Origin of the sequence: Streptomyces sp. DH41, from assembly GCF_029813785.1 — a bacterium.
GTDB lineage: Bacteria > Actinomycetota > Actinomycetes > Streptomycetales > Streptomycetaceae > Streptomyces.
Map to the genome: position 1 here is coordinate 72,407 of NZ_JARVKY010000015.1, position 18,903 is coordinate 91,309.

The window sequence follows — 18,903 nt, forward strand, 5'->3', positions numbered from 1 at the left end:
CCGGTTCGGTGCGGAAGTTCGTGGTCGAGGCCGACGGCGGGTCGCGGGGCAACCCGGGGCCCGCGGGCTACGGAGCCGTCGTCCTGGACGCGGCGTCCGGGCAGACGTTGGCCGAGGCCGCCGAGTACCTCGGGGTCGTCACGAACAACGTGGCCGAGTACCGGGGCCTGCTGGCCGGTCTGCGCGCGGCGAAGGAGCTGGACCCGGACGCGACGGTCCACGTCCGGATGGACTCCAAGCTCGTCGTCGAGCAGATGTCGGGCCGCTGGAAGATCAAGCACCCCGACATGAAGCCGCTGGCGGCCCAGGCGGCCCGCGTCTTCCCGCCGGGGCGGGTCACGTACGAGTGGATTCCCCGCGCGAGCAACAAGCACGCCGACCGCCTGGCCAACGAGGCGATGGACGCGGGGGCCCGCGGCGAGCGGTGGTCCGCGTCCACGTCGACGGCGGAACTGGACGCGGGCGCGGCGGCAGGCGCTCCTGAGGTCGGTATCGGTGCCGGTACCGGTGCGGGCGCCGCCGTGGACGAACGCATCGCCCAGGCGGCCCGGACGGACACCGAGACCACCGAAGTCCCTCGCCCCTCAGCTGCCGCTGCCGCTGCCGCTGTTACCGCAGACGCAGACGCAGACGCAGACGCAGACGCAGACGCCGACGTGCGGGCCGCGAAGACCGTGGCCTCACCCGGCTGGGGACCCCCCGACATGGGCGCCCCCGCCACCTTCGTCCTGCTCCGGCACGGCGAGACGCCCCTCACCCCGCAGAAGCGGTTCTCCGGAAGCGGCGGCAGCGACCCGTCCCTGTCCTCCGTCGGCCGGGAGCAGGCCGAGAAGGTCGCCGAGAGCCTCGCCCGGCGCGGCACGATCCAGGCCGTCGTGGCGTCCCCGCTGGCCCGCACGCGCGAGACCGCGGGCATCGTCGCCGCTCGCCTCGGCCTGGAGGTGACGGTCGACGAGGGCCTGCGGGAGACCGACTTCGGCGCCTGGGAGGGGCTCACCTTCGGCGAGGTGCTCGAGCGCCACCCCGAGGACATGGACGCCTGGCTCTCCTCCCCGGACGCCGAGCCGACCGGCGGCGGCGAGAGCTTCGCGGCGACCGGTGCCAGGGTCGCCGCCACCCGCGACCGGCTGGCCGCGGCGTACGCGGGCCGCACGGTGCTGCTGGTCTCCCACGTGACGCCGATCAAGACGTTCGTACGGCTCGCCCTGGGCGCCCCGCCCGAGTCGCTGTTCCGCATGGAACTGTCGGCGGCCTCGCTGTCGGCGGTGGCGTACTACGCGGACGGCGGCGCCAGCGTCCGGCTGTTCAACGACACGTCCCACCTGCGCTGAGCCCCGCCGCCTCACGGGCCAGCGCCTCCACACGCCCCCAGTCACGGCCGGCCACCGCGTCCTTGGGAAGCATCCAGCTGCCCCCGACGCAGCCGACGTTGGGCAGCGCCAGGTACTTGGGCGCGGAGGCCGGGGTGATGCCACCGGTCGGGCAGAAGCGGGCCTGCGGCAGCGGGGCGGCGAGCGCCTTGAGGTAGGCGGTGCCGCCCGCGGCCTCGGCCGGGAAGAACTTCATCTCCCGCACCCCGTGCTCCAGCAGCGCCACCACCTCCGAGGTGGTCGACACCCCCGGCAGGAACGGCACCCCGGACGCCCGCATCGCCGCCAGCAGCCCGTCCGTCCACCCCGGGCTGACCAGGAACCGGGCCCCGGCCGCCACGACCTCCCCGACCTGCTCCGGCGTGATGACGGTGCCCGCGCCGACCACCGCGCCCGGCACCTCACCGGCGATCGCGCGGATCGCGTCGAGCGCGACCGGCGTCCGCAGCGTCACCTCGATCGCGGGCAGCCCGCCGGCGACGAGCGCCCGGGCGAGCGGCACGGCGTCGGCGAGGTCGTCGACGACCACGACGGGCACGACGGGCGCGAGATCCAGCACCGACGGCGTCGAGACGTGAGGGGAGGAGGGCAGGGGAGAGGTCATGCCCTCATCGTGCCGCTGGTGAGCACTCTGTGCAATAACCGTTGCGACATACGCAACGGACGAGGAGTCGGTGGCTCAGTGAACCTCCGCCACCAGCACATCCAGCGACCACGGCTTCCCCGCCTTCGCGGGCGCCTGAGCCTCCACCTCGTACCCCAGGTCCCGCAGCGCCTCCACCAGCTCCGCGGGCCCCTCGGGCGCGCTCGCGGACGCCAGCAGACTCCGTACGATCCGCCCCTTGGTCGCCTTGTTGAAGTGGCTGACCACCTTCCGGGTCGGCGCGTGCAGCACCCGCACGGTCGCCGTCCGCCCGGCGAGCTCCCCCTTCGGCTTCCACGCCGCCGCGTACGCCGACGAGCGCAGGTCCAGCACCAGCCGGTCCCCGGCCGCCTCGGGCAGCACCTCGGCCATCGGCGCCCGCCAGTACGCGCCGAGCGCCCCGAGCCCGGGAAGTCTCACGCCCATCGAGCACCGGTAGGAGGGAATCCGGTCGGTCACCCGCACCGCGCCCCACAGCCCGGAGAACACGAGCAGCGATCGGGCGGCCCGCTTCTTGGCGGCCGCGTCCAGTGAGGCCAGGCCCAGGGCGTCGTACAGCACGCCGGTGTAGGTCTCCCCGGCCGGACGCGCCCCCGCCGTCCGCAGCTCCGTGTTCTTGGCGACCTCGCCGCGCAGCCCCTCGCTCAGCCCGAGCACCTCGCGCGCCTTCTCCTCGTCACCGGCGCACAGCTCGACCAGTTCGCCGAGGACGGTCTCCCGGGCCGGCGTGAGCCCCGGCAGGGACAGCGACTCGGTCTTCAGCGGGGCGCCCCCACCGGACGCGGCCTTACCCTCCGACGGGGGCAGCAGGACAAGCACAGACACTCCTTCACTCCGCGCTCCTGGGCTCCACCACTCCAGGAGGCTCCTGGTCAGGGTACGGCGTACCCGTCCCGCGCCCGCTCGACGGCTTGTACGAGGCCACCGGCATCGTCGGCGTGCAGGCGCACGACACGCACCTCGCGTCGCCGGCCGAAGAAGGTGACGTAGGCGACGGGCTCGGCGAGTTCGACGGTGACGGAGGTCTGCGCACCCACGGCGAGATCGAGCTCACCGTCCGTCCGCTCGTGCGTGGTCCGCAGCTCGCGCCGCACGGAGGCGATCCGCTCCAGCGGTATCCGTACGTCGAAGTGCACGGCCTGGCGCACGCGCAGCGTGCCGGCGTCCGGGTCCAGGACGTGCGGGCGGACCACGGACGCGGCGTGCAGCCCGACGACGAAGACGATGGCGTACACGTCCAGCACCAGCATCACGAGGTGCGCGGTGGGCCAGTCGCGCAACAGCACGGACATCATCACCGTCTCGATCACGCACACGAACCCGAGCCCGGCCATCATCGCGCCCTGACCCCGCGTGTACCCGAAGACGGTCCCACCGGCCGCCGCCCCGTCGGTCCGCCGCGCCGCCCACAGCCACAGACTGGCCAGCAGTCGCAGCTCGTGACGGATCATGAGGGACGGGACCGTGGCGAAGTAGGGGCTCCTCATGACCGCCTCCTCCTCGACGCGATCTCCATGGCCTGCCGGATCGCCTCCGCCTGTCCCGGCGCGAAGTCGGCGTACAGGGCACCCATGAAACCGGCCCCGGCCCCGGCCCCGGACCCGGCCCCGGACCCGGTCCCGGAATCCAGTACGACGCCCTCCTCGGGCAGCAGCTCCACGGGTACACAGTCGGCGAGCACCCGGGCCGCCTCCACCACCCGCGGGTCGTCGGCGCCGGCGTCCGCCAGCTCGTCGAGCAGCGCGTAGGCACGGTGCGCCCGCGCCACCGCCTCCGGCGATCCCAGCCCGTCGCGCAGCGCGGCCAGCAGTCCCTCCCGGTCCTCCGGCGCCACCGTGCTCTCCAGCAGCGCCAGCATCTCCCGGTCCCGTATGGCCATGGGGGAGCCGGAGACGTCCCCCATCCCGGCGAACAGCTCGGCCAGCTCCTCCGACACCGGCCCCTCGGGCGGCAGCGCGCCCTCCGTCCCCAGCAGCGCCCGCAACCGCGCCCGACGCTCCCGGATCGCCGCCTCCTGCCGTGCCAGATCCGCGTCCAGTTCCTCCAGCACCTCGGTCAGGTCCTTCCCGGCCTCGTCCGCGAGCACGTCCCGCACCTCCGCCAGCCCGAGCCCCAGCTCGGTCAGCCGCCGGATCCGGGCGAGCACGACGACGTGCCGCAGGGTGTACGTCCGATATCCGTTGGCCATCCGCTCCGGCTCGGGCAGCAGGCCCTGATGGTGGTAGTGCCGCACGGTCCGCGTGGTGACGCCGACAGTGTCGGCGAGCTCTCCGATTCGCATGACTTCAGTAGAAACGTTGACGTTGCGACAGGGTCAAGCGTGACGGGCCCGGCTTCTGACGGCGGGCGTGATCGTGTGCCACGATCGAGGGAACGGTTCCCGATCTCTCGGACAGGTGATCAGCCGATGTCCCAGTCTGGCGAGCGACCGAAGGAGGGGCGTGACATGACTGCCATGGCCCATGAGCCGCTGACGCAGGCGGATGTCCTGCTGGAGGGGTTCCTCGCCCTGGACACGCCGGAAGGCTTCCGGGCCGAGCTGATCGAGGGAGAGATCGTTGTGACGCCGCCGCCGGACGGGGATCACGAGGACTACATCAATCTGATCGTGAAACAGGTGATCAGACGGTCCAGGACGGACATGGACTTCTCCGGGAACAAGGGCCTGAAGCTCAGGGGCGGGCTCGACTGTCCTATGGACCACGTCATCCCCGACGGCACCTTCGCTCCCACGGGACTACGTCTGTATCGCGGCGCGGATCCCTGGATGCCCTGTCATGGCGTCGCCATGGTCCTGGAGGTGACGTCCAGCAAGCCCCATGCCGACCGCGAGGCCAAGCGCCGCTGCTACGCCGGTGGCGGCATTCCCCTCTACCTGCTGGTCGACCGGCAGGCGTCCTCGATCACGCTGTTCAGCACCCCGGAACGCATCGACCACCGTGACGACTACCGCGAGCACCGCACCCGCCCCCTCGGCAAACCGCTCACCCTCCCCGCCCCCTTCGCCTTCGAACTGGACACCGCCGACTTCCTCTGAGGCCGTCCGTACGTCCCCGCCACGCCCGGTACCATGGTCCACACGGCAGACGAGCCGGGCGGGCGGCCGCGTGGAGTCCCTTACGGGACTTCCCGAGGAACGTCCGGGCTCCACAGGGCAGGGTGATGGCTAACGGCCACCCGGGGTGACCCGCGGGACAGTGCCACAGAAAGTAAACCGCCGGAGACTCCGGTCTCCGGTAAGGGTGAAACGGTGGTGTAAGAGACCACCAGTGCCCAGGGCGACCTGGGCAGCTAGGTAAACCCCACCCGGAGCAAGGTCAAAAGGAGACACCCCGGTGCCTCTGCGCGGACGTTCGAGGGCTGCCCGCCCGAGTCCGCGGGTAGACCGCACGAGACCGGCGGCAACGCCGGTCCTAGATGGATGGCCGTCGCCGGCGGGCCCGCGAGGACCCACCGGAACAGAACCCGGCGTACAGCCCGACTCGTCTGCCGCCACCTGCGCCGAGTCCCACCCGGGCAGCCGTCACGCTCGCCTCACTCCTGATCCGGGCGTGACATCCAAGGCGATTTCCGAACCGACGGCGTGCCCTCGGGGGTGGTGTACACACAAGTGCCGAAGTCGCTCCACCCCGGCTGGAGTCTGTCCCAGTCGCCACTGCTGTAGTAGTCGGTGTCGGCCTCGCTCAGGGTCACGCCGCCGTCCTCCTGGCGGCCGACGTAATGCTTGTAGCCTCCGTCTCCGACGGACTGGAAGACGTGTAGCTCGGCGCGCCCGTCCTGGTTCTCGTCCGTCGCACGCACCGCGGCGACGAAGCGCGAGTTCTGAACGCGGATGGTGCCGCTCCGGCTGCCGCTCAGGTCCCGGGCGAGCGGTCCGTAGCGCACCTCGTGCACGAGCAGGTTGGGGCGGGGGCTGTCCCCGATGTCCTTCTGGCTGTGGAACAACGCCAGATCGAGATAGCCGTCGCCGTCGAAGTCACCGAACGTGCCCCGGGTCTCCAGGTCCGGCGTCAGCAGGCCGCGGACCTTCGGCCACACGCCGATCGCCTCGCCGACACCGACCTCGACGCGGTCATCGGCCCGGCTGAAGAGGACGGAGACCTTTCCCGAGAGGTCGGGGTCGCGCAACTCGTCCAGGTGCCCGTCAGCGTCCACGTCGGCGGTCAGGCCGGTGTTGTCGGTGTCGGAGCACACCACCGTCGGTGCGTGATCACCGGGCTCGGGCCCGGAACTGACGAAGAGCACCGTGGCGACCACTCCCAGAGCGACTCCCGCGCTGATGAGGAGCCGCCTTCGGCGGCCTGCGTACAGCCGTCTCAACCGTGAGGGGGGTATGGATATGCCACTGACACTGTCCTGTTGAGCACTCGCGGGTTCCGCCATGGCGGGATCCTAGTGTCCGGACACGGCGCCACCGGCGGCGTTGATCACCAGGGCAGCCGTCGGCGGTGGGCCCTCGGACCGATACCGCCCTGACCCGGACCAGGCCGAAGCAGGCGCCGGGCCTTCCGGTCCGGCGCCCGCGGGTCCACGACGGGGCAGCGCCTCAGTAGGCGATCTGGCCGGTGCTCGCGTTCACTCCCTTGAACTGGATGTAGAAACCGGACCCGTCCTTCACGTCGGTGGCCGCCAGTGCCCACTGCCCCCTGGCGGCCGTCCGCCAACCGTTGCACGCGCGGGTCGCCTTGAAGCAGGTCCTGACCTGGCGGGTGTAGTTGGTCTTGATGTTGATGTCGGCACAGCTGCTGGTGGTGTAGGCGTACTTACCGGTGCCGGGCCAGTGCGCGTTGCTGCCGCTGCTCCCCGGAGTGCCGGTGTAGTACCTCGCGTTGCCCAGGCAGGACTGGATCCCCACCTCTGCCTTCGGTGCCGAGGCGCTGGCCGCGCCGGTCGTTGCGGCAGCCACTCCACCCCCGAGCAGGACGGCGGTCATCGCGAACGGAACGATACGAGGACGCATTCGCACGGAAGTTCCCCCTTGTTTGAGGTGTTCCTGACACCAAGGAAGCTACCGGCCCCTGCGCCTCAAGGAGTCAACTCAGCGCGGTAACCCTCCGGCGGTACTCGTCAACCACAGATGTAGACGCAGTGGCCGCCGACGGCTGGGGTCTGTCGAACACTGGACTGCTCGTCGAGGAAGGGGCCGCGGGCCTCGAGCGCCTGCCGGATACCCCTTGCCCCAGGCGTCGGCGAACCCGGCACGGTTCCGCCTCGGGCAGGCCGCCCTTCCAACCGCAGAATCCGGACCTACGGGTCAGCTCGCTCCGCCCTGGCCCGCGCTGCCCATCGGGCCGACCGTGACGGGGGTGCCGGAGCCGTCGGTGACGGGCAGGGTTGCGGCGCCCGGCCATACGAGGGTGACCGACTTGGTCTCGTTCGGCGGGGTCACCACGAGGTCGGTGATCCTGACGCCGGAGCCGCCCGAGTCGTTGAGCGGGTAGAAGATGCCGAAGGACACCGACTCACCGCTCTTGAGCACCATGGGGTCGGACGCCTCGCCACTGCGCTCGGCGGACAGATCCCCCGCGTTGGTCTTCAGGTCGACGCCCGCGTACCCGGGCAGGGTGCAGTCGCTGCCGCCGCCGTTCTTGAACGTGACCGCGGTCGAGCCCTTTTCGTCACCGGTGATGGTGGTGTCCGTCGCGCTGATCTCCAGCTCGTCGGTACGGCAGTTGCCACCCTCGGCGCCCGTGCCGGAACCGCCCCCGGCGGAGTCCGTCCCCCCGCTCTGCTCCGAGTCTCCCTCCTCCGAACCTCCCTGCTTCGAGCCTCCCTGCTCCGAACCGGCGGAACCCGAGGCGGTGTTCGACGAGGAGGCGGAGGAGGCGGGCGCCCCGTCGCTCTGTGCCGCGCCGTCGTCGCCGTTGCAGGCCGTGAGCGAGAGACCCGCGACGACGGCCAGGGCGGCGAAGGTGAGCTTGCGAACGCGCATCGTTACTTCCTCAGTCTCGGTGGATCATGTCGGCCGCTCGGTCCCCGTCGGTACGAGTGAGCCTTTCTGATCACCAAGACATGTCCGCCCAACGACCCGTTCCATGCGACCACCGCTCCGGACACTGCTGTTACACAGACCCCGGTACGTCGAGGACTGTCACGGGGGGAGGCGGTCGGCGCTCGCACCGCGCCGTACCGCTCACCCGGCGCCGTCCGGCCCGGGAATTCGGGGCCCGGACCCGGCGTGTCCCCGGCCCACCGGATTGCCCGACGCTGGGCGCGGACACCGGTTCCGGTCCCGGGCCGGCACCTTCCGCGCTCAACACCGGCTGGAACAGATCCGTGACCCGGTGGCCACCATCTTCGGAAGACCCGCGACATGCCCCTGCCGAAGGCGCTTGCGAAGCGGCTCCTCACACACCAGGAACAATTCGAGCGCCGCTGGGCCTCCACCTGCGCCGGGCATTCCCCGACGTCGCGGCACCATCCAGATCGGCCACGCGAGCTGCGAGCGTCGCCTCGGCCAGACGCGCTGGAAGAGCCGCGCTGAACTTGAGCCCGGTCAGTGCGCGGGGGTCCATCTCCGGAAGGCGCAGATGGCCGACGGCGTCCGCAGCCGCCCCGGAAGCACCGTCCGCCACTGGGTACACGTGGGGACGGCTTTCGACCGTATCCGGAGGGGTCCTACAAGGGGGAGTGAGCTCACGCGGCGGAAGCCCAGGCCTCCATCAGTTGCTCGGGCCCGTACGTCGCCGCCGGGCCGTCCACTGTGAACCCGGACCGGGACACCGCGACGAGGGGAGTGTCCTCGTCGGCCCCGGGGACGGCCAGGGCGTCCCGGGCCAGTGAGGCCAGGGCACGGTGGTCGAAGGGGCCGTGCTCGTGCCACTTGACCGAGCCGACGAACCCGATCTCGCGCGCCGGATACCGGTCCGCCCCTACGAGATCGACCTCGGGATTGTTCGTACGAGGCCACCAGCCACCCACTTCTCTCACCTGCGGCCACGTGTCGTCGGGCAGCAGTCGGGCCAGGGACTCCCTTACGACGGGTTCGATCGCCCGCCCGCGCCACGAGGTCCAGCCGCGCTCGACCGCCTCGGCCACGATCCGGCCGCGCCCGCGTTCGATCTCCGGGATCCCCTGTTCGAGGAAGGCGAGCCAGAAACGCAGGTAGGGGTCGGCGACGCGGTAGCGGCGGTCACGGTCACCGGGGCGGCTGGAGAGCGGGGTGTCGACGGCGATCAGCCGTTTGTCCGCGAGGGTGTGCAGGGCGGGGTTCAGCGAGCCGGGCGGGAGCGGCCGGTCGGCCGTCCCGGCCTTCGCGGCGATCGTCCCGAAGGTCCGCTCACCGCTGCCGACCACGGAGAGCACGTGCCTGGCCTGAAGGGCGGTCCGGAACTCGGCGGCCAGCGCCCGCTCGGCCGAGACGAGGAGGGGAGAGGTCGGATCGTCGAGGGCGCGGGAGAGGAAGTCGGTACGGCTCTCGCCTTCCCGCCACTCCTGGCAGATGAGGGGCAGACCGCCGGTGATCAGGTGCGCGTCGAAGGCTTCGGCGGCGGGCAGCCCGGTCATGGCCATGACCTCGGCGGGGGAGAGGGGCGCGAGGACCATCTCGACCCCTCGCTGGTGGAAGGGGCGGCCGTAGGCGGAGAGCTGCTCCATCATCGCCAGGTCGCTGCCGATGAGGACGAGCAGCACGGGCTTGCGGCTCAGCACCCGGTCCCACACGGTCTGCAGGGTGCCTTCCAGAACCGGGTCGCCTTCGAGCATCCAGGGCAGCTCGTCGAGTACGACGATGCTGGGGGCGTCGTCCGGGAGCACGGCTGCGAGCTGGCGCAGGGCGGTGTCCCACTCGGCGACGGTGGTGACGCCGGCGAGGAGGGCGGTGTCGGGCAGCGAGGAGTGCCGGACCTCGTCGAGGAAGCGAACCCGTTCCCGGTGGGCGTCCTCGCCCCGGGTGGCCTGGTGGACGACGTAGGGCACCCGGGCGCGCTCACAGAAGAGGTCGACGAGCCGGGACTTCCCGACCCGGCGCCGCCCGCGGAGGAGCAGGGCACGGCCGCGCTGGTCGCCCCGACCCTCGCGTACCCAGTCGAGGTGGCGGTTGAGGGTGGCCAGCTCGGATGTGCGGCCTACGAAGCCTGGCATGGATCACCTTTCGAGTTTGCTCGCTTTGAGCATACTCAAGTGAACCATAGTATGAGAGATGCGAGTGTCGAAACTCATTTGGAGCAGCAACACACGCGTTCTGCGCCACACTCGGCACCACTGCCGAGCGCTTTCGCTCTCCAGTGGGCCTCTGCGACATCTACATACAGGGGCCTGACAGTGTGGAGCTGATAGAGGCGAAGAGTCGCCCGATCCGCCCGACGAGCGCGAACTTCAGCTGCTCCACGTACGGCGTTGATTGCATCCACCGGGTGTCTTCCGGCGTCTTCCGGCGAGTACCGGCACCGGACGACAGGCGGTGTCCTATGAGGAAGTTGTGGATCGCGAGCTGAGTCCATCGACCCCTCAGTGAGTCGGCCGGAGTCCCGTCCTGTGTGAACGGGACTCCAACAGTGTGGGCGCAGGGATCCCCCACCGCACCGATGTCGGTGGCCTCTCTCCGCCGTCATGCGAACGCCGGCATGATCCGTTCGTTGATCAGCCGCAGCTGCGTGTCCACGTCCGCCGCCGCTGGCAGATCGCGGCCCGTGAAGGTCTTCACCAGGGTGCGGTCGGTGATCGCGCAGATCATGTGGTTCACGCCGCTGGGGGCGATGTCCCGTTCGATCTTCTCCCGGCACTCCTCGGGGGTGCCCGCGACGGAGAGGCGTTCGGCGATCTCCGGGGTGGTCAGTTCGATGCCGCGGGCCAGGTCGCCGGCGCCGATCGCGTCGATGACCGGCTTCAGCTCGGCCGGGTCCACGCCGTTGCGGCGCAGTTGCTCCTCGGGCATCGAGGACGCGTAGATGCCGACCATGCTGCGCGCCGCCTCCTTGGCCGCCGCAGAGTCGGGGCCGGTCGCGAAGACAACCCAGGCCCCGATGTCCAGGGACCGCCAGTCCTTGCCGGCGCGCTCCGCGCCCGCCCGGATGTGGTGCACGGCGTAGTCGTAGGCCTCGCGGGTGTAGCTCAGGGCGTGGTGGCAGCCGTCGGACAACTCCCCGGCCGCCTCGAAGGACTTCGGGCCCCGCATCGCGCCGAGCTTCAGCGGCAGTCGGTCCTGCACGGGGCGGGCGAACGTGAACAGGCCGTCGTAGGAGAAGAACTCGCCGTCGTGCGTGATCGCGCCCTCGTCGAGGAAGGTGCGCATCACGTGCAGGGCTTCCTTGACCCGTGACAGTGGCCTGGTGCGGGCCCAGTCGATGCGGTACTGGGCGAGCAGGCCGAAGTTGCCGCTGGACAGGACGCCCTCGGCGCGGCCGCCGGACAGTTCGTCGAGCGTGGCGAGGGCCTGTGCGATCAGGGTCGGCTCGCGCAGCGTGACCGGGGAGACGCTCGGGCCGAGGCGGATGCGGCTCGTGCGGCCGGCGGCCGCCGCGAAGAGGAGCCACAGGTCCTTGTGCCAGGTCTCGTCGGCGGCGTAGCAGGCGTGGAAGCCCAGCTCGTCGGCGAGTTGGATGGATGCCAGCGACTCGGTCAGGGGGTAGTCGGGGAGCATCGCGTAGCTGAACTTCACGGGCGACACCTTCCGGTGCGGGAAACGGTGTGCGGCTGTCTGGCGCTCTGCCTCCCCGAGGATGTTGGGTCCGGCTCTTCGTTGTCCAGAGGGCCGGTAGTCGTCGAAAGTTTCGGTGAGGTTGACAGTGATTTCTGATCACTCTTCCGCCTGGCGCTTTCCTGGATGAATTATTCGGTGCGTACAGCCGGGATGACGTGCCCTGACTTTCGTTTCGCGGCAGGCGGTGACGGAGCGAAGGTTTCGAAACTTCTACCGAAAGTGTTGACGCTTGACGAGTGCAGGCCAACACTGGCGCCGTTGTCGCACCCTCACGAGACCCTCACGAGAGGAAGCACCCCCCATGAACGTGCTCGTCCACCCCGGGCGCCGCAGAAGCGGCCCCGTCACGCTGCTCGTCAGAAGCGCGTGGGCCTTCGCGCTGGCCGCGCTGGCCGCGATGATGCTGCCGGGCACCGCCCACGCCGGCACGGTCGTCACGACCAACCAGGAGGGCACCAACAACGGCTACTACTACTCGTTCTGGACCGACAGCCAGGGCACCGTCTCCATGGACATGGGTTCCGGCGGCCAGTACAGCACCTCATGGCGCAACACCGGCAACTTCGTCGCGGGCAAGGGCTGGAGCAACGGCGGGCGCCGGACCGTGCAGTACTCGGGGACCTTCAACCCGTCCGGCAACGCCTACCTGACGCTTTACGGGTGGACGTCGAACCCGCTCGTCGAGTACTACATCGTCGACAACTGGGGCACCTACCGGCCCACGGGTGAGTACAAGGGCACCGTGACCTCCGACGGAGGCACCTACGACATCTACAAGACGACCCGCCACAACGCGCCCTCCGTCGAAGGCACCCGCACCTTCGACCAGTACTGGAGCGTGCGGCAGTCCAGGCGGACCGGCGGCACCATCACCACCGGCAACCACTTCGACGCCTGGGCGCGGGCCGGAATGCCGATGGGCAACTTCAGCTACTACATGATCATGGCCACCGAGGGCTACCAGAGCAGCGGCAGTTCCAACATCACCGTCGGCGGTACGGGCGGCGGCGGTGGCGGCGACAACGGTGGTGGCGGCGGGGGTGGCGGGTGCACCGCCACGGTCTCCGCCGGGCAGAAGTGGGGCGACCGGTACAACCTCGACGTCTCCGTCAGCGGGGCCAGCGACTGGACGGTGACGATGAACGTGCCGTCCCCGGCGAAGGTCCTGTCGACCTGGAACGTCAACGCGAGTTATCCCAGTGCGCAGACGCTGACCGCCAAGTCCAACGGCAGCGGCAACAACTGGGGTGCCACCATCCAGGCCAACGGCAACTGGACCTGGCCCTCGGTCTCCTGCAGTGCGGGCTGACCCCGGACACGAGGAGAGGGGAGGATCCACTCGTATGCCCACTCGTATGCGTATTCGTCAGCGCATCACACCTCGTCAGTCGCTGCGTTCCCTGGTCACCGGGGTGGCCGTCGCCGCGCTGGCGGCCGCGGGCACCGTCGCCGCCGACGCGGGCCCGGCGCGAGCCGCCGCCTGCAACGGCTACGTCGGGCTCACCTTCGACGACGGCCCCTCCGGCAACACCCAGGCCCTGCTCAACGCGCTCAGGCAGAACGGGCTGCGGGCCACCATGTTCAACCAGGGCCAGTACGCGGCCCAGAACCCGTCCCTGGTCCGGGCGCAGGTCGACGCGGGCATGTGGGTCGCCAACCACAGCTACACCCACCCGCACATGACCCAGCTGAGCCAGTCGCAGATGGACTCGGAGATCTCCCGGACCCAGCAGGCCATCGCGAGCGCGGGCGGCGGGACACCGGAACTGTTCCGTCCTCCGTACGGCGAGACCAACGCGACGTTGCGGTCGGTCGAGGCCAAGTACGGGCTGACCGAGGTGATCTGGGACGTCGACTCGCAGGACTGGAACAACGCCAGTACCGACGCGATCGTGCAGGCCGCCTCCCGGCTGGGTAACGGCCAGGTCATCCTCATGCACGACTGGCCCGCCAACACGCTCGCGGCCATTCCGCGCATCGCGCGGACCCTGGAGAGCAAGGGCCTGTGCTCCGGCATGATCTCACCGCAGACCGGCCGCGCGGTCGCCCCCGACGGCGGCAGCGGGGGCGGCGGCGGCGGTGAAGGTGGTGGCTGCACCGCCACGCTCTCCGCCGGGCAGCGGTGGGGGGACCGGTACAACCTCAACGTCGCGGTCAGCGGGTCGAGTGACTGGACCGTGACGATGAACGTGCCGTCCCCGGCGAGGGTCCTGTCGACCTGGAACATCAACGCCAGTTACCCGAGCGCGCAGACGCTGACCGCCAAGTCGAACGGCAGCGGAAGCAACTGGGGCGCCACCATCCAGGCCAACGGCAACTGGAGCTGGCCCACGGTCTCCTGCGGCGCGGGCTGACCCGGGCCCGGAGCACGCACGTCGTGTGGCACGGCGGTTGTGGACGCCGTGCCACACGAGTGCCGGCCCCCCCCGAAAAGCAAGTGCGCGCCCCCGAAGAGCCGGGATACGTTCATGCCTGTTCGAAGGGGGACCGACATGGCGAAGCTGAACCAGATCATCGCTGTCGAAAAGGGCGTCAAGAGCAAGTCGCTCCAGGACATCACCGCGGCGCACCAGAAGGTGCAGAAGCCGGCGCTGCTCGCCGGGATCTCGCGTACGTACCAGCCGAAGGACGAGGAGGGCGAGCAGCTGCCGCCCGAGTCCACGCGGGTGCAGGTGCAGGCCGAGGACGTGCTGCGTGAGATGGCGGCGTCGCTGACGCGGCTGTTCGACGTGACGGCGACGAAGGACTGGGCGAACTGCGCGGCCCGCGCGGACGTCACGGTCGACGGACGGACGGTCGTCGCGGACGTACCGGTCAGCTATCTGCTCTTCCTGGAGAAGCAGCTCACCGACCTGCACTCCTTCGTCAAGAAGCTTCCCACGCTCGACGCCGCCGAGTCCTGGGCCCAGGACCCGTCCACGGACTGGTGGAAGACCGACCCGGTCCGCACGATCCGGACGAAGAAGGTCCCGCGCAACCACGTCAAGGCCGAGGCGACCGACAAGCACCCGGCGCAGGTCGAGGTGTACTACGAGGACGTGCCCATCGGGTACTGGACGACCGTGAAGTTCTCCGGAGCGCTTCCGGCGCGGCGGGTGAACGAGTTGCTGGAGCGGGTCGAGAAGCTTCAGCAGGCCGTGAAGTTCGCCCGCGAGGAGGCCAACGGCGCCGAGGTCACCGACCATCGGGTCGGCGACGCGGTGTTCGGCTACCTGTTCGGCTGAGGCACAGGCCGCCCGGACACGGGCAGCCTCCATGATCGCCCCCGCGTGTGAGCGCGGGGGTGCGCGACAGGCGCGGGCCGGATTGAGGACCGGTTCGCGCGGTGAGCGCAAGCTGAAACTGAAGTTCAGCCTGAAGAGGCGCGGGCGACGATCGTCCGGGCCGTCAATCTCAGACTCTCGCTCCAGCTTCAGTATCGCCGCCGATCGCCGGGGCGACCGGGGACGGACGAACGCCGTCGGATGCGAGTTCGACTCTCGCCTGCACCTCTCACCTGGTGCGGTAGTTCAAAGGAAGAACACGACGGCATGATGACTGATCCGTCCTCTTAAACGCCGCCGGCGTGCGCAATTGGGTGGCATCCCCAGGGGCCCGGGAGCTGGATACGACTCCCGGGCTCCGTCACGTCCGGGCTCCGTCACGTCCAGGCTCCGCCGGGCCGGGTGAGCAGCCGCCGACGGTGGCGCTCGATCAGGCTCCCGGCGCGCCCAGTGACCGCCTCGCCACCCGCTCCAGATGCCGCCCGAACACCTCCCGCGCCTGAGGCGTCAGCGTCCGCAGGGCCACCAACGCCGTGATCACGACGTCGCACAGTTCCGCCTCGACGTCGCCCCACGTGTGGGTGACGCCCTTGCGCGGGTTCTGGCCGGTCACGCCGATCACCGCCTCGGAGACCTCGCCGACCTCCTCGGACAGCTTCAGCATGCGCAGCAGGAGGCCCTCCCTGCCGCCGACGGGCTGGTCCGCCTCCAGCCACTTCCACAGGGCGTCGACGGTGGTCCAGAGGTCGGCGGGCGCGCTGCCGTCATCGTCGTCGTTCATGCGGGGCAGCCTGCCACGGGCGGCCGGGGACGCGATACGTGATCGCCGCGTCAGTCGAACAGCGGTTCCTGCTCTCCCTCCGCCGCCTTCCGTACCCGCTTGTTGCGCGCCCCCACGATCACCGTCGTGGCCGCGGCCGTCGCCGCGAACGCCACCGGGACCATCCAGTTCCGGTTGACGGTGTGGCCGAGCGCGTGGTCCAGGGAGAGGCGGCCCGGGCCCGTGACCGCGAGACCGACGGCCGTCAGACCGAGCGACGCCGCGTACTCGTAGCCGCCCGCCTGGGCGAAGAAGCCGTTCGGGGCGTGCACCGCCGCGGCGCCCGCCATCGCTCCGGCCGCCGCCGCACCCGCGGCCGGGGTGGCCAGGCCCAGCGCCAGCAGTGCCCCGCCGCCGGCCTCCGCGAGGCCCGCCGCGGTGGCACTGGCCCGGCCCGGCGCGTAGCCCATGGCCTCCATGGCCTGGCCGGTGCCCTCGATCCCGCCGCCGCCGAACCAGCCGAGCAGCTTCTGCGCGCCGTGCGCGGCCAGGACGCCGCCGGTACCCAGTCGGAGCAGCAGCAGCCCCAGATCACGCCGGTCAGAACAGTTCACGTCGACTCCCTCGCAGACAGCGGCGGCTCACCTCCCCACCGTCGCCCGCCCGCGTCGCGCGGGCCCGCTCCGGGCGCCGTTCGGGTGGCGGGCGGGGTGCTGGGCCGGGTGCTGGGCCGGGTGGCGGAGGTCCGGGGGCGGTGTGACCCTGGCCGGCATGACCATTCAGACCACACGACTCAGCGACCCGGCCGTCCGCGCCTTCGTCGCCGCCGTCAACGCCCACGACCGCGAGGCCTTCCTCGGGCTGCTCGCGCCGGACGCCACCATGGCCGACGACGGGGACGACCGGGACCTCGCCCAGTGGATCGACCAGGAGATCTTCTCCTCCCACGGTCACATGGAGGTCGACAACGAGTCGAACGGCGGGCGGGCCCTCATCGCCCGCTACCGCAACGACACCTGGGGCGAGATGCGTACGCGGTGGAGCTTCACCGTGGACGAGGACGGGCGGATCGCGCGGTTCGAGACCGGGCAGGCGTAGCCCCACCCGCACGCCGGGCGTCCCGCCCCGCCCCGCCCCGCCCCGTCCGCTCCGGGCTGCTCCGCTGTGGTCTGCTCGGGCCTTGCCTTCGCGTGCGCTTCAATTCCTAGTGTCCCCGGCATGGAAACGAACGGGACCACCAGAACCCTCGGCCGCAGCGGCATCGAGGTCAGCGCGCTCGGGTTCGGCTGCTGGGCGATCGGCGGGGAGTGGCAGGACGCCGAAGGGCATCCGCTCGGCTGGGGCCGCGTCGACGACGAGGAGTCCGTACGGGCGATCCGGCGCGCCCTCGACCTCGGCGTCACCTTCTTCGACACCGCCGATGTCTACGGCACCGGCCACAGCGAACGCCTGCTGGGCCGCGCCCTCGGCCGGCGACGGGACGACGTGGTCGTCGCCACCAAGTGGGGCAACGTCTTCGACCCGGACACCCGCACCCTCACCGGCGCCGACGACTCACCGGCGTACGCCCGCAAGGCGCTCACCGCGTCACTGGAGCGCCTGGGCACCGACCACGTCGACCTCTACCAACTGCACCTCGGCGACACCGATCCCCGGCGTGCGGCGGAACTGCGCGACGTATGCGAGGAGTTCGTACGAGAGGGGCTCGTGCGCGCCTACGCCTGGAGCACGGACGACCCCGAGCGCGCCGCCGTGTTCGCGACCGGGGAGCACTGCGCGGCCATGCAGCACCGGGCCAACGTGCTCCAGGACGCGCCCGAGATGATCGCCCTGTGCGAGGCCTCGGGACTGGCGAGCGTCAACCGCAGCCCGCTGGCCATGGGCCTGCTCAGCGGCCGGCACACTGGCGGCCGGGTCCTGGAGTCGGGGGACATCCGCAGCAGGCCGCCCGCCTGGCTGCCGGGGTTCGGGGACGGTGCCGGCGCCGACCCGCGGTGGGTGGCGCGGGTGGAGGCGCTCCGGGACGTCCTCACCGCGGACGGCCGTACGCCCGCCCAGGGCGCCCTGGCCTGGCTGTGGGCGCGCAGCCCGCGCACCGTGCCGATCCCCGGGTTCCGTTCCGTCGCGCAGGCCGAGGAGAACGCGGACGCGCTGGCCAAGGGGCCGCTCAGCGGTGAGCAGATGGCGGCCGTCGACAGCGTCCTGGGACGCTGAATCGGGCGGTGGTGATTGCGGCGGCCGTTCCGCCCACCGGGCGTGTCCCGCGGTCCTACGCGGGATCCACCGCACTCGGTGGGGCGGAACGGTGAGGGCGGCGCGTGGCGCCCTCAGCCCCGCCCCACGTACGGCATCGCCGTCGCCATGACCGTCGCGAACTGCACGTTCGCCTCCAGCGGCAGCTCCGCCATGTGCCGCACCGTGCGCGCCACGTCGGCGACGTCCATCACCGGCTCGGGTGCCGTCTCCCCGTCGGCCTGGAGCGCGCCGGTCCGCATGCCGGCCGTCATGGCGGTCGCCGCGTTGCCGATGTCGATCTGACCGACCGCGATGTTGTGGGGCCGGCCGTCCAGCGAGAGTGACTTGGTCAGGCCCGTCAGCGCGTGCTTCGTCGCCGTGTAGGCCACCGAGTGGGGGCGCGGGGTGTGGGCCGAGATCGAGCCGTTGTTGATGATCCGGCCGCCCTGCGGGTCCTGCTCCTTCATCCGCCGGTACGCCGCCTGCGCGCACAGGAACGCACCGTTGAGGTTGGTGTCCACCACGTGCCGCCACGCCTCGTAGGGCAGTTCCTCGACGGGCACACCGCCCGGGCCGAACGTCCCGGCGTTGTTGAACAGCAGGTCCAGCCGTCCGAAGTGGTCGCGTACGGCGGCGAACAGGGCGTCCACGTCCGCCGGTCGGGACACGTCGGCACGGACGGGGAGTGCCGTCGCGCTGCCCGGGGGTGCCAGGGCTGCCGTCTCCTCCAGCGTCTCGGGCCGTCGGCCGGCGAGAGCCACCGACCAGCCCGCCGCCAGCAGTTCGACGGCGACCGCCCGGCCGATGCCGGAACCGGCGCCCGTGACGACGGCGACGCGCGGCGCCCTTTCCTCGCCGGCGCGCGTCTCGCCGGAATGCTCCTGTCCGGCCTGTTCCTCGGCAGTGGTTCTCACGGTGTTCATGAGTCGGCAGCGTACGCGTGGCGGATCATGCGGAACTCATCCTTCCGATGTGAGCTCGACATGTCCGCG

Annotated in this window: 19 protein-coding genes and 1 other RNA gene; 8 read left to right on the forward strand and 12 right to left on the reverse strand. The window is 70.9% G+C overall.

Translation table 11 applies throughout. The annotated features are described in order from the left end of the window. The first annotated feature begins 8 nt into the window (after nt 1–8). On the forward strand, nt 9–1,331 hold the full coding sequence (locus tag QC283_RS23570; protein WP_279563763.1) for a bifunctional RNase H/acid phosphatase: 1,323 nt from the start codon (nt 9–11) through the stop codon (nt 1,329–1,331). Here QC283_RS23570 and eda read toward each other — a convergent pair. The 4 genes from eda to QC283_RS23590 all read right to left on the reverse strand — a co-directional run bounded on the left by eda (nt 1,306) and on the right by QC283_RS23590 (nt 4,294). After that, nucleotides 1,306–1,974 (reverse strand): bifunctional 4-hydroxy-2-oxoglutarate aldolase/2-dehydro-3-deoxy-phosphogluconate aldolase, encoded by a 669-nt coding sequence (eda, locus tag QC283_RS23575; RefSeq protein ID WP_279563635.1) that lies wholly within the window; start codon nt 1,972–1,974, stop codon nt 1,306–1,308. The two genes, QC283_RS23570 and eda, sit on opposite strands and share 26 nt — an antisense overlap. 75 nt (nt 1,975–2,049) lie before the next feature. Further along, entirely contained in the window at nt 2,050–2,832 is a 783-nt protein-coding gene (gene yaaA / locus QC283_RS23580) for a peroxide stress protein YaaA (protein WP_279563764.1), read from the reverse strand. A gap of 53 nt (nt 2,833–2,885) precedes the next feature. Then, complete coding sequence (locus QC283_RS23585) at nt 2,886–3,500, reverse strand: hypothetical protein (RefSeq protein ID WP_279563636.1); 615 nt, start codon at nt 3,498–3,500, stop codon at nt 2,886–2,888. After that, entirely contained in the window at nt 3,497–4,294 is a 798-nt protein-coding gene (locus QC283_RS23590; protein WP_279563637.1) for a MerR family transcriptional regulator, read from the reverse strand. The genes QC283_RS23585 and QC283_RS23590 overlap by 4 nt, the downstream gene beginning before the upstream one ends. Before the next feature lie 174 nt (nt 4,295–4,468). Here QC283_RS23590 and QC283_RS23595 point away from each other — a divergent pair, with 174 nt between their 5' ends. Together QC283_RS23595 and rnpB are read left to right on the forward strand one after the other, a co-directional pair. After that, complete coding sequence (locus QC283_RS23595) at nt 4,469–5,050, forward strand: Uma2 family endonuclease (protein ID WP_279563765.1); 582 nt, start codon at nt 4,469–4,471, stop codon at nt 5,048–5,050. A 50-nt stretch (nt 5,051–5,100) separates the two neighbouring features. Next, nucleotides 5,101–5,502: RNase P RNA component class A (rnpB, locus tag QC283_RS23600), an RNA gene on the forward strand. A 45-nt stretch (nt 5,503–5,547) separates the two neighbouring features. Here the strand turns inward: rnpB and QC283_RS23605 are convergent. From QC283_RS23605 to QC283_RS23630, 5 genes are all read right to left on the reverse strand, one after another. Then, a complete protein-coding gene (locus QC283_RS23605; RefSeq protein WP_279563638.1) occupies nt 5,548–6,270 on the reverse strand; it encodes a hypothetical protein in 723 nt (240 codons plus the stop codon). 289 nt (nt 6,271–6,559) lie between these two features. Next, on the reverse strand, nt 6,560–6,973 hold the full coding sequence (locus QC283_RS23610; RefSeq protein ID WP_279563639.1) for a hypothetical protein: 414 nt from the start codon (nt 6,971–6,973) through the stop codon (nt 6,560–6,562). Between the two features lie 294 nt (nt 6,974–7,267). Then, entirely contained in the window at nt 7,268–7,945 is a 678-nt protein-coding gene (locus QC283_RS23615) for a DUF4232 domain-containing protein (RefSeq protein ID WP_279563640.1), read from the reverse strand. A 704-nt stretch (nt 7,946–8,649) separates the two neighbouring features. Further along, a complete protein-coding gene (locus QC283_RS23625) occupies nt 8,650–10,095 on the reverse strand; it encodes an ATP-binding protein (RefSeq protein ID WP_279563641.1) in 1,446 nt (481 codons plus the stop codon). Between the two features lie 466 nt (nt 10,096–10,561). Then, nucleotides 10,562–11,611: an LLM class flavin-dependent oxidoreductase gene (locus QC283_RS23630; RefSeq protein ID WP_279563642.1), complete on the reverse strand. Its 1,050-nt coding sequence runs from the start codon at nt 11,609–11,611 to the stop codon at nt 10,562–10,564. Between the two features lie 343 nt (nt 11,612–11,954). On the opposite strand from QC283_RS23630, the gene QC283_RS23635 reads away from it, so the two are divergent. The 3 genes from QC283_RS23635 (at nt 11,955) to QC283_RS23645 (ending at nt 14,877) form a co-directional block, all read left to right on the forward strand. Then, the gene (locus QC283_RS23635) at nt 11,955–12,962 is read left to right on the forward strand and encodes a glycoside hydrolase family 11 protein (protein ID WP_279563643.1); all 1,008 of its coding nucleotides are present in this window, start codon (nt 11,955–11,957) and stop codon (nt 12,960–12,962) included. 34 nt (nt 12,963–12,996) lie between these two features. Continuing rightward, nucleotides 12,997–14,007 (forward strand): polysaccharide deacetylase family protein, encoded by a 1,011-nt coding sequence (locus tag QC283_RS23640; protein ID WP_279563644.1) that lies wholly within the window; start codon nt 12,997–12,999, stop codon nt 14,005–14,007. A 138-nt stretch (nt 14,008–14,145) separates the two neighbouring features. Further along, complete coding sequence (locus QC283_RS23645) at nt 14,146–14,877, forward strand: DUF7873 family protein (protein WP_279563645.1); 732 nt, start codon at nt 14,146–14,148, stop codon at nt 14,875–14,877. A 469-nt stretch (nt 14,878–15,346) separates the two neighbouring features. Here QC283_RS23645 and QC283_RS23650 read toward each other — a convergent pair whose 3' ends face one another. Together QC283_RS23650 and QC283_RS23655 are read right to left on the reverse strand one after the other, a co-directional pair. Next, a complete protein-coding gene (locus tag QC283_RS23650; protein WP_279563646.1) occupies nt 15,347–15,697 on the reverse strand; it encodes a MazG-like family protein in 351 nt (116 codons plus the stop codon). Nucleotides 15,698–15,747: 50 nt separating this feature from the next. Further along, nucleotides 15,748–16,290: a DoxX family protein gene (locus tag QC283_RS23655; RefSeq protein ID WP_279563647.1), complete on the reverse strand. Its 543-nt coding sequence runs from the start codon at nt 16,288–16,290 to the stop codon at nt 15,748–15,750. Nucleotides 16,291–16,447: 157 nt separating this feature from the next. Here QC283_RS23655 and QC283_RS23660 point away from each other — a divergent pair, with 157 nt between their 5' ends. Continuing rightward, a complete protein-coding gene (locus QC283_RS23660; protein ID WP_279563648.1) occupies nt 16,448–16,774 on the forward strand; it encodes a nuclear transport factor 2 family protein in 327 nt (108 codons plus the stop codon). Between the two features lie 120 nt (nt 16,775–16,894). Further along, complete coding sequence (locus QC283_RS23665) at nt 16,895–17,890, forward strand: aldo/keto reductase (protein WP_279563649.1); 996 nt, start codon at nt 16,895–16,897, stop codon at nt 17,888–17,890. A 113-nt stretch (nt 17,891–18,003) separates the two neighbouring features. On the opposite strand, the gene QC283_RS23670 is transcribed toward QC283_RS23665, so the two are convergent. Then, a complete protein-coding gene (locus QC283_RS23670; protein WP_279563650.1) occupies nt 18,004–18,834 on the reverse strand; it encodes an SDR family oxidoreductase in 831 nt (276 codons plus the stop codon). Nucleotides 18,835–18,903 lie beyond the last annotated feature (69 nt).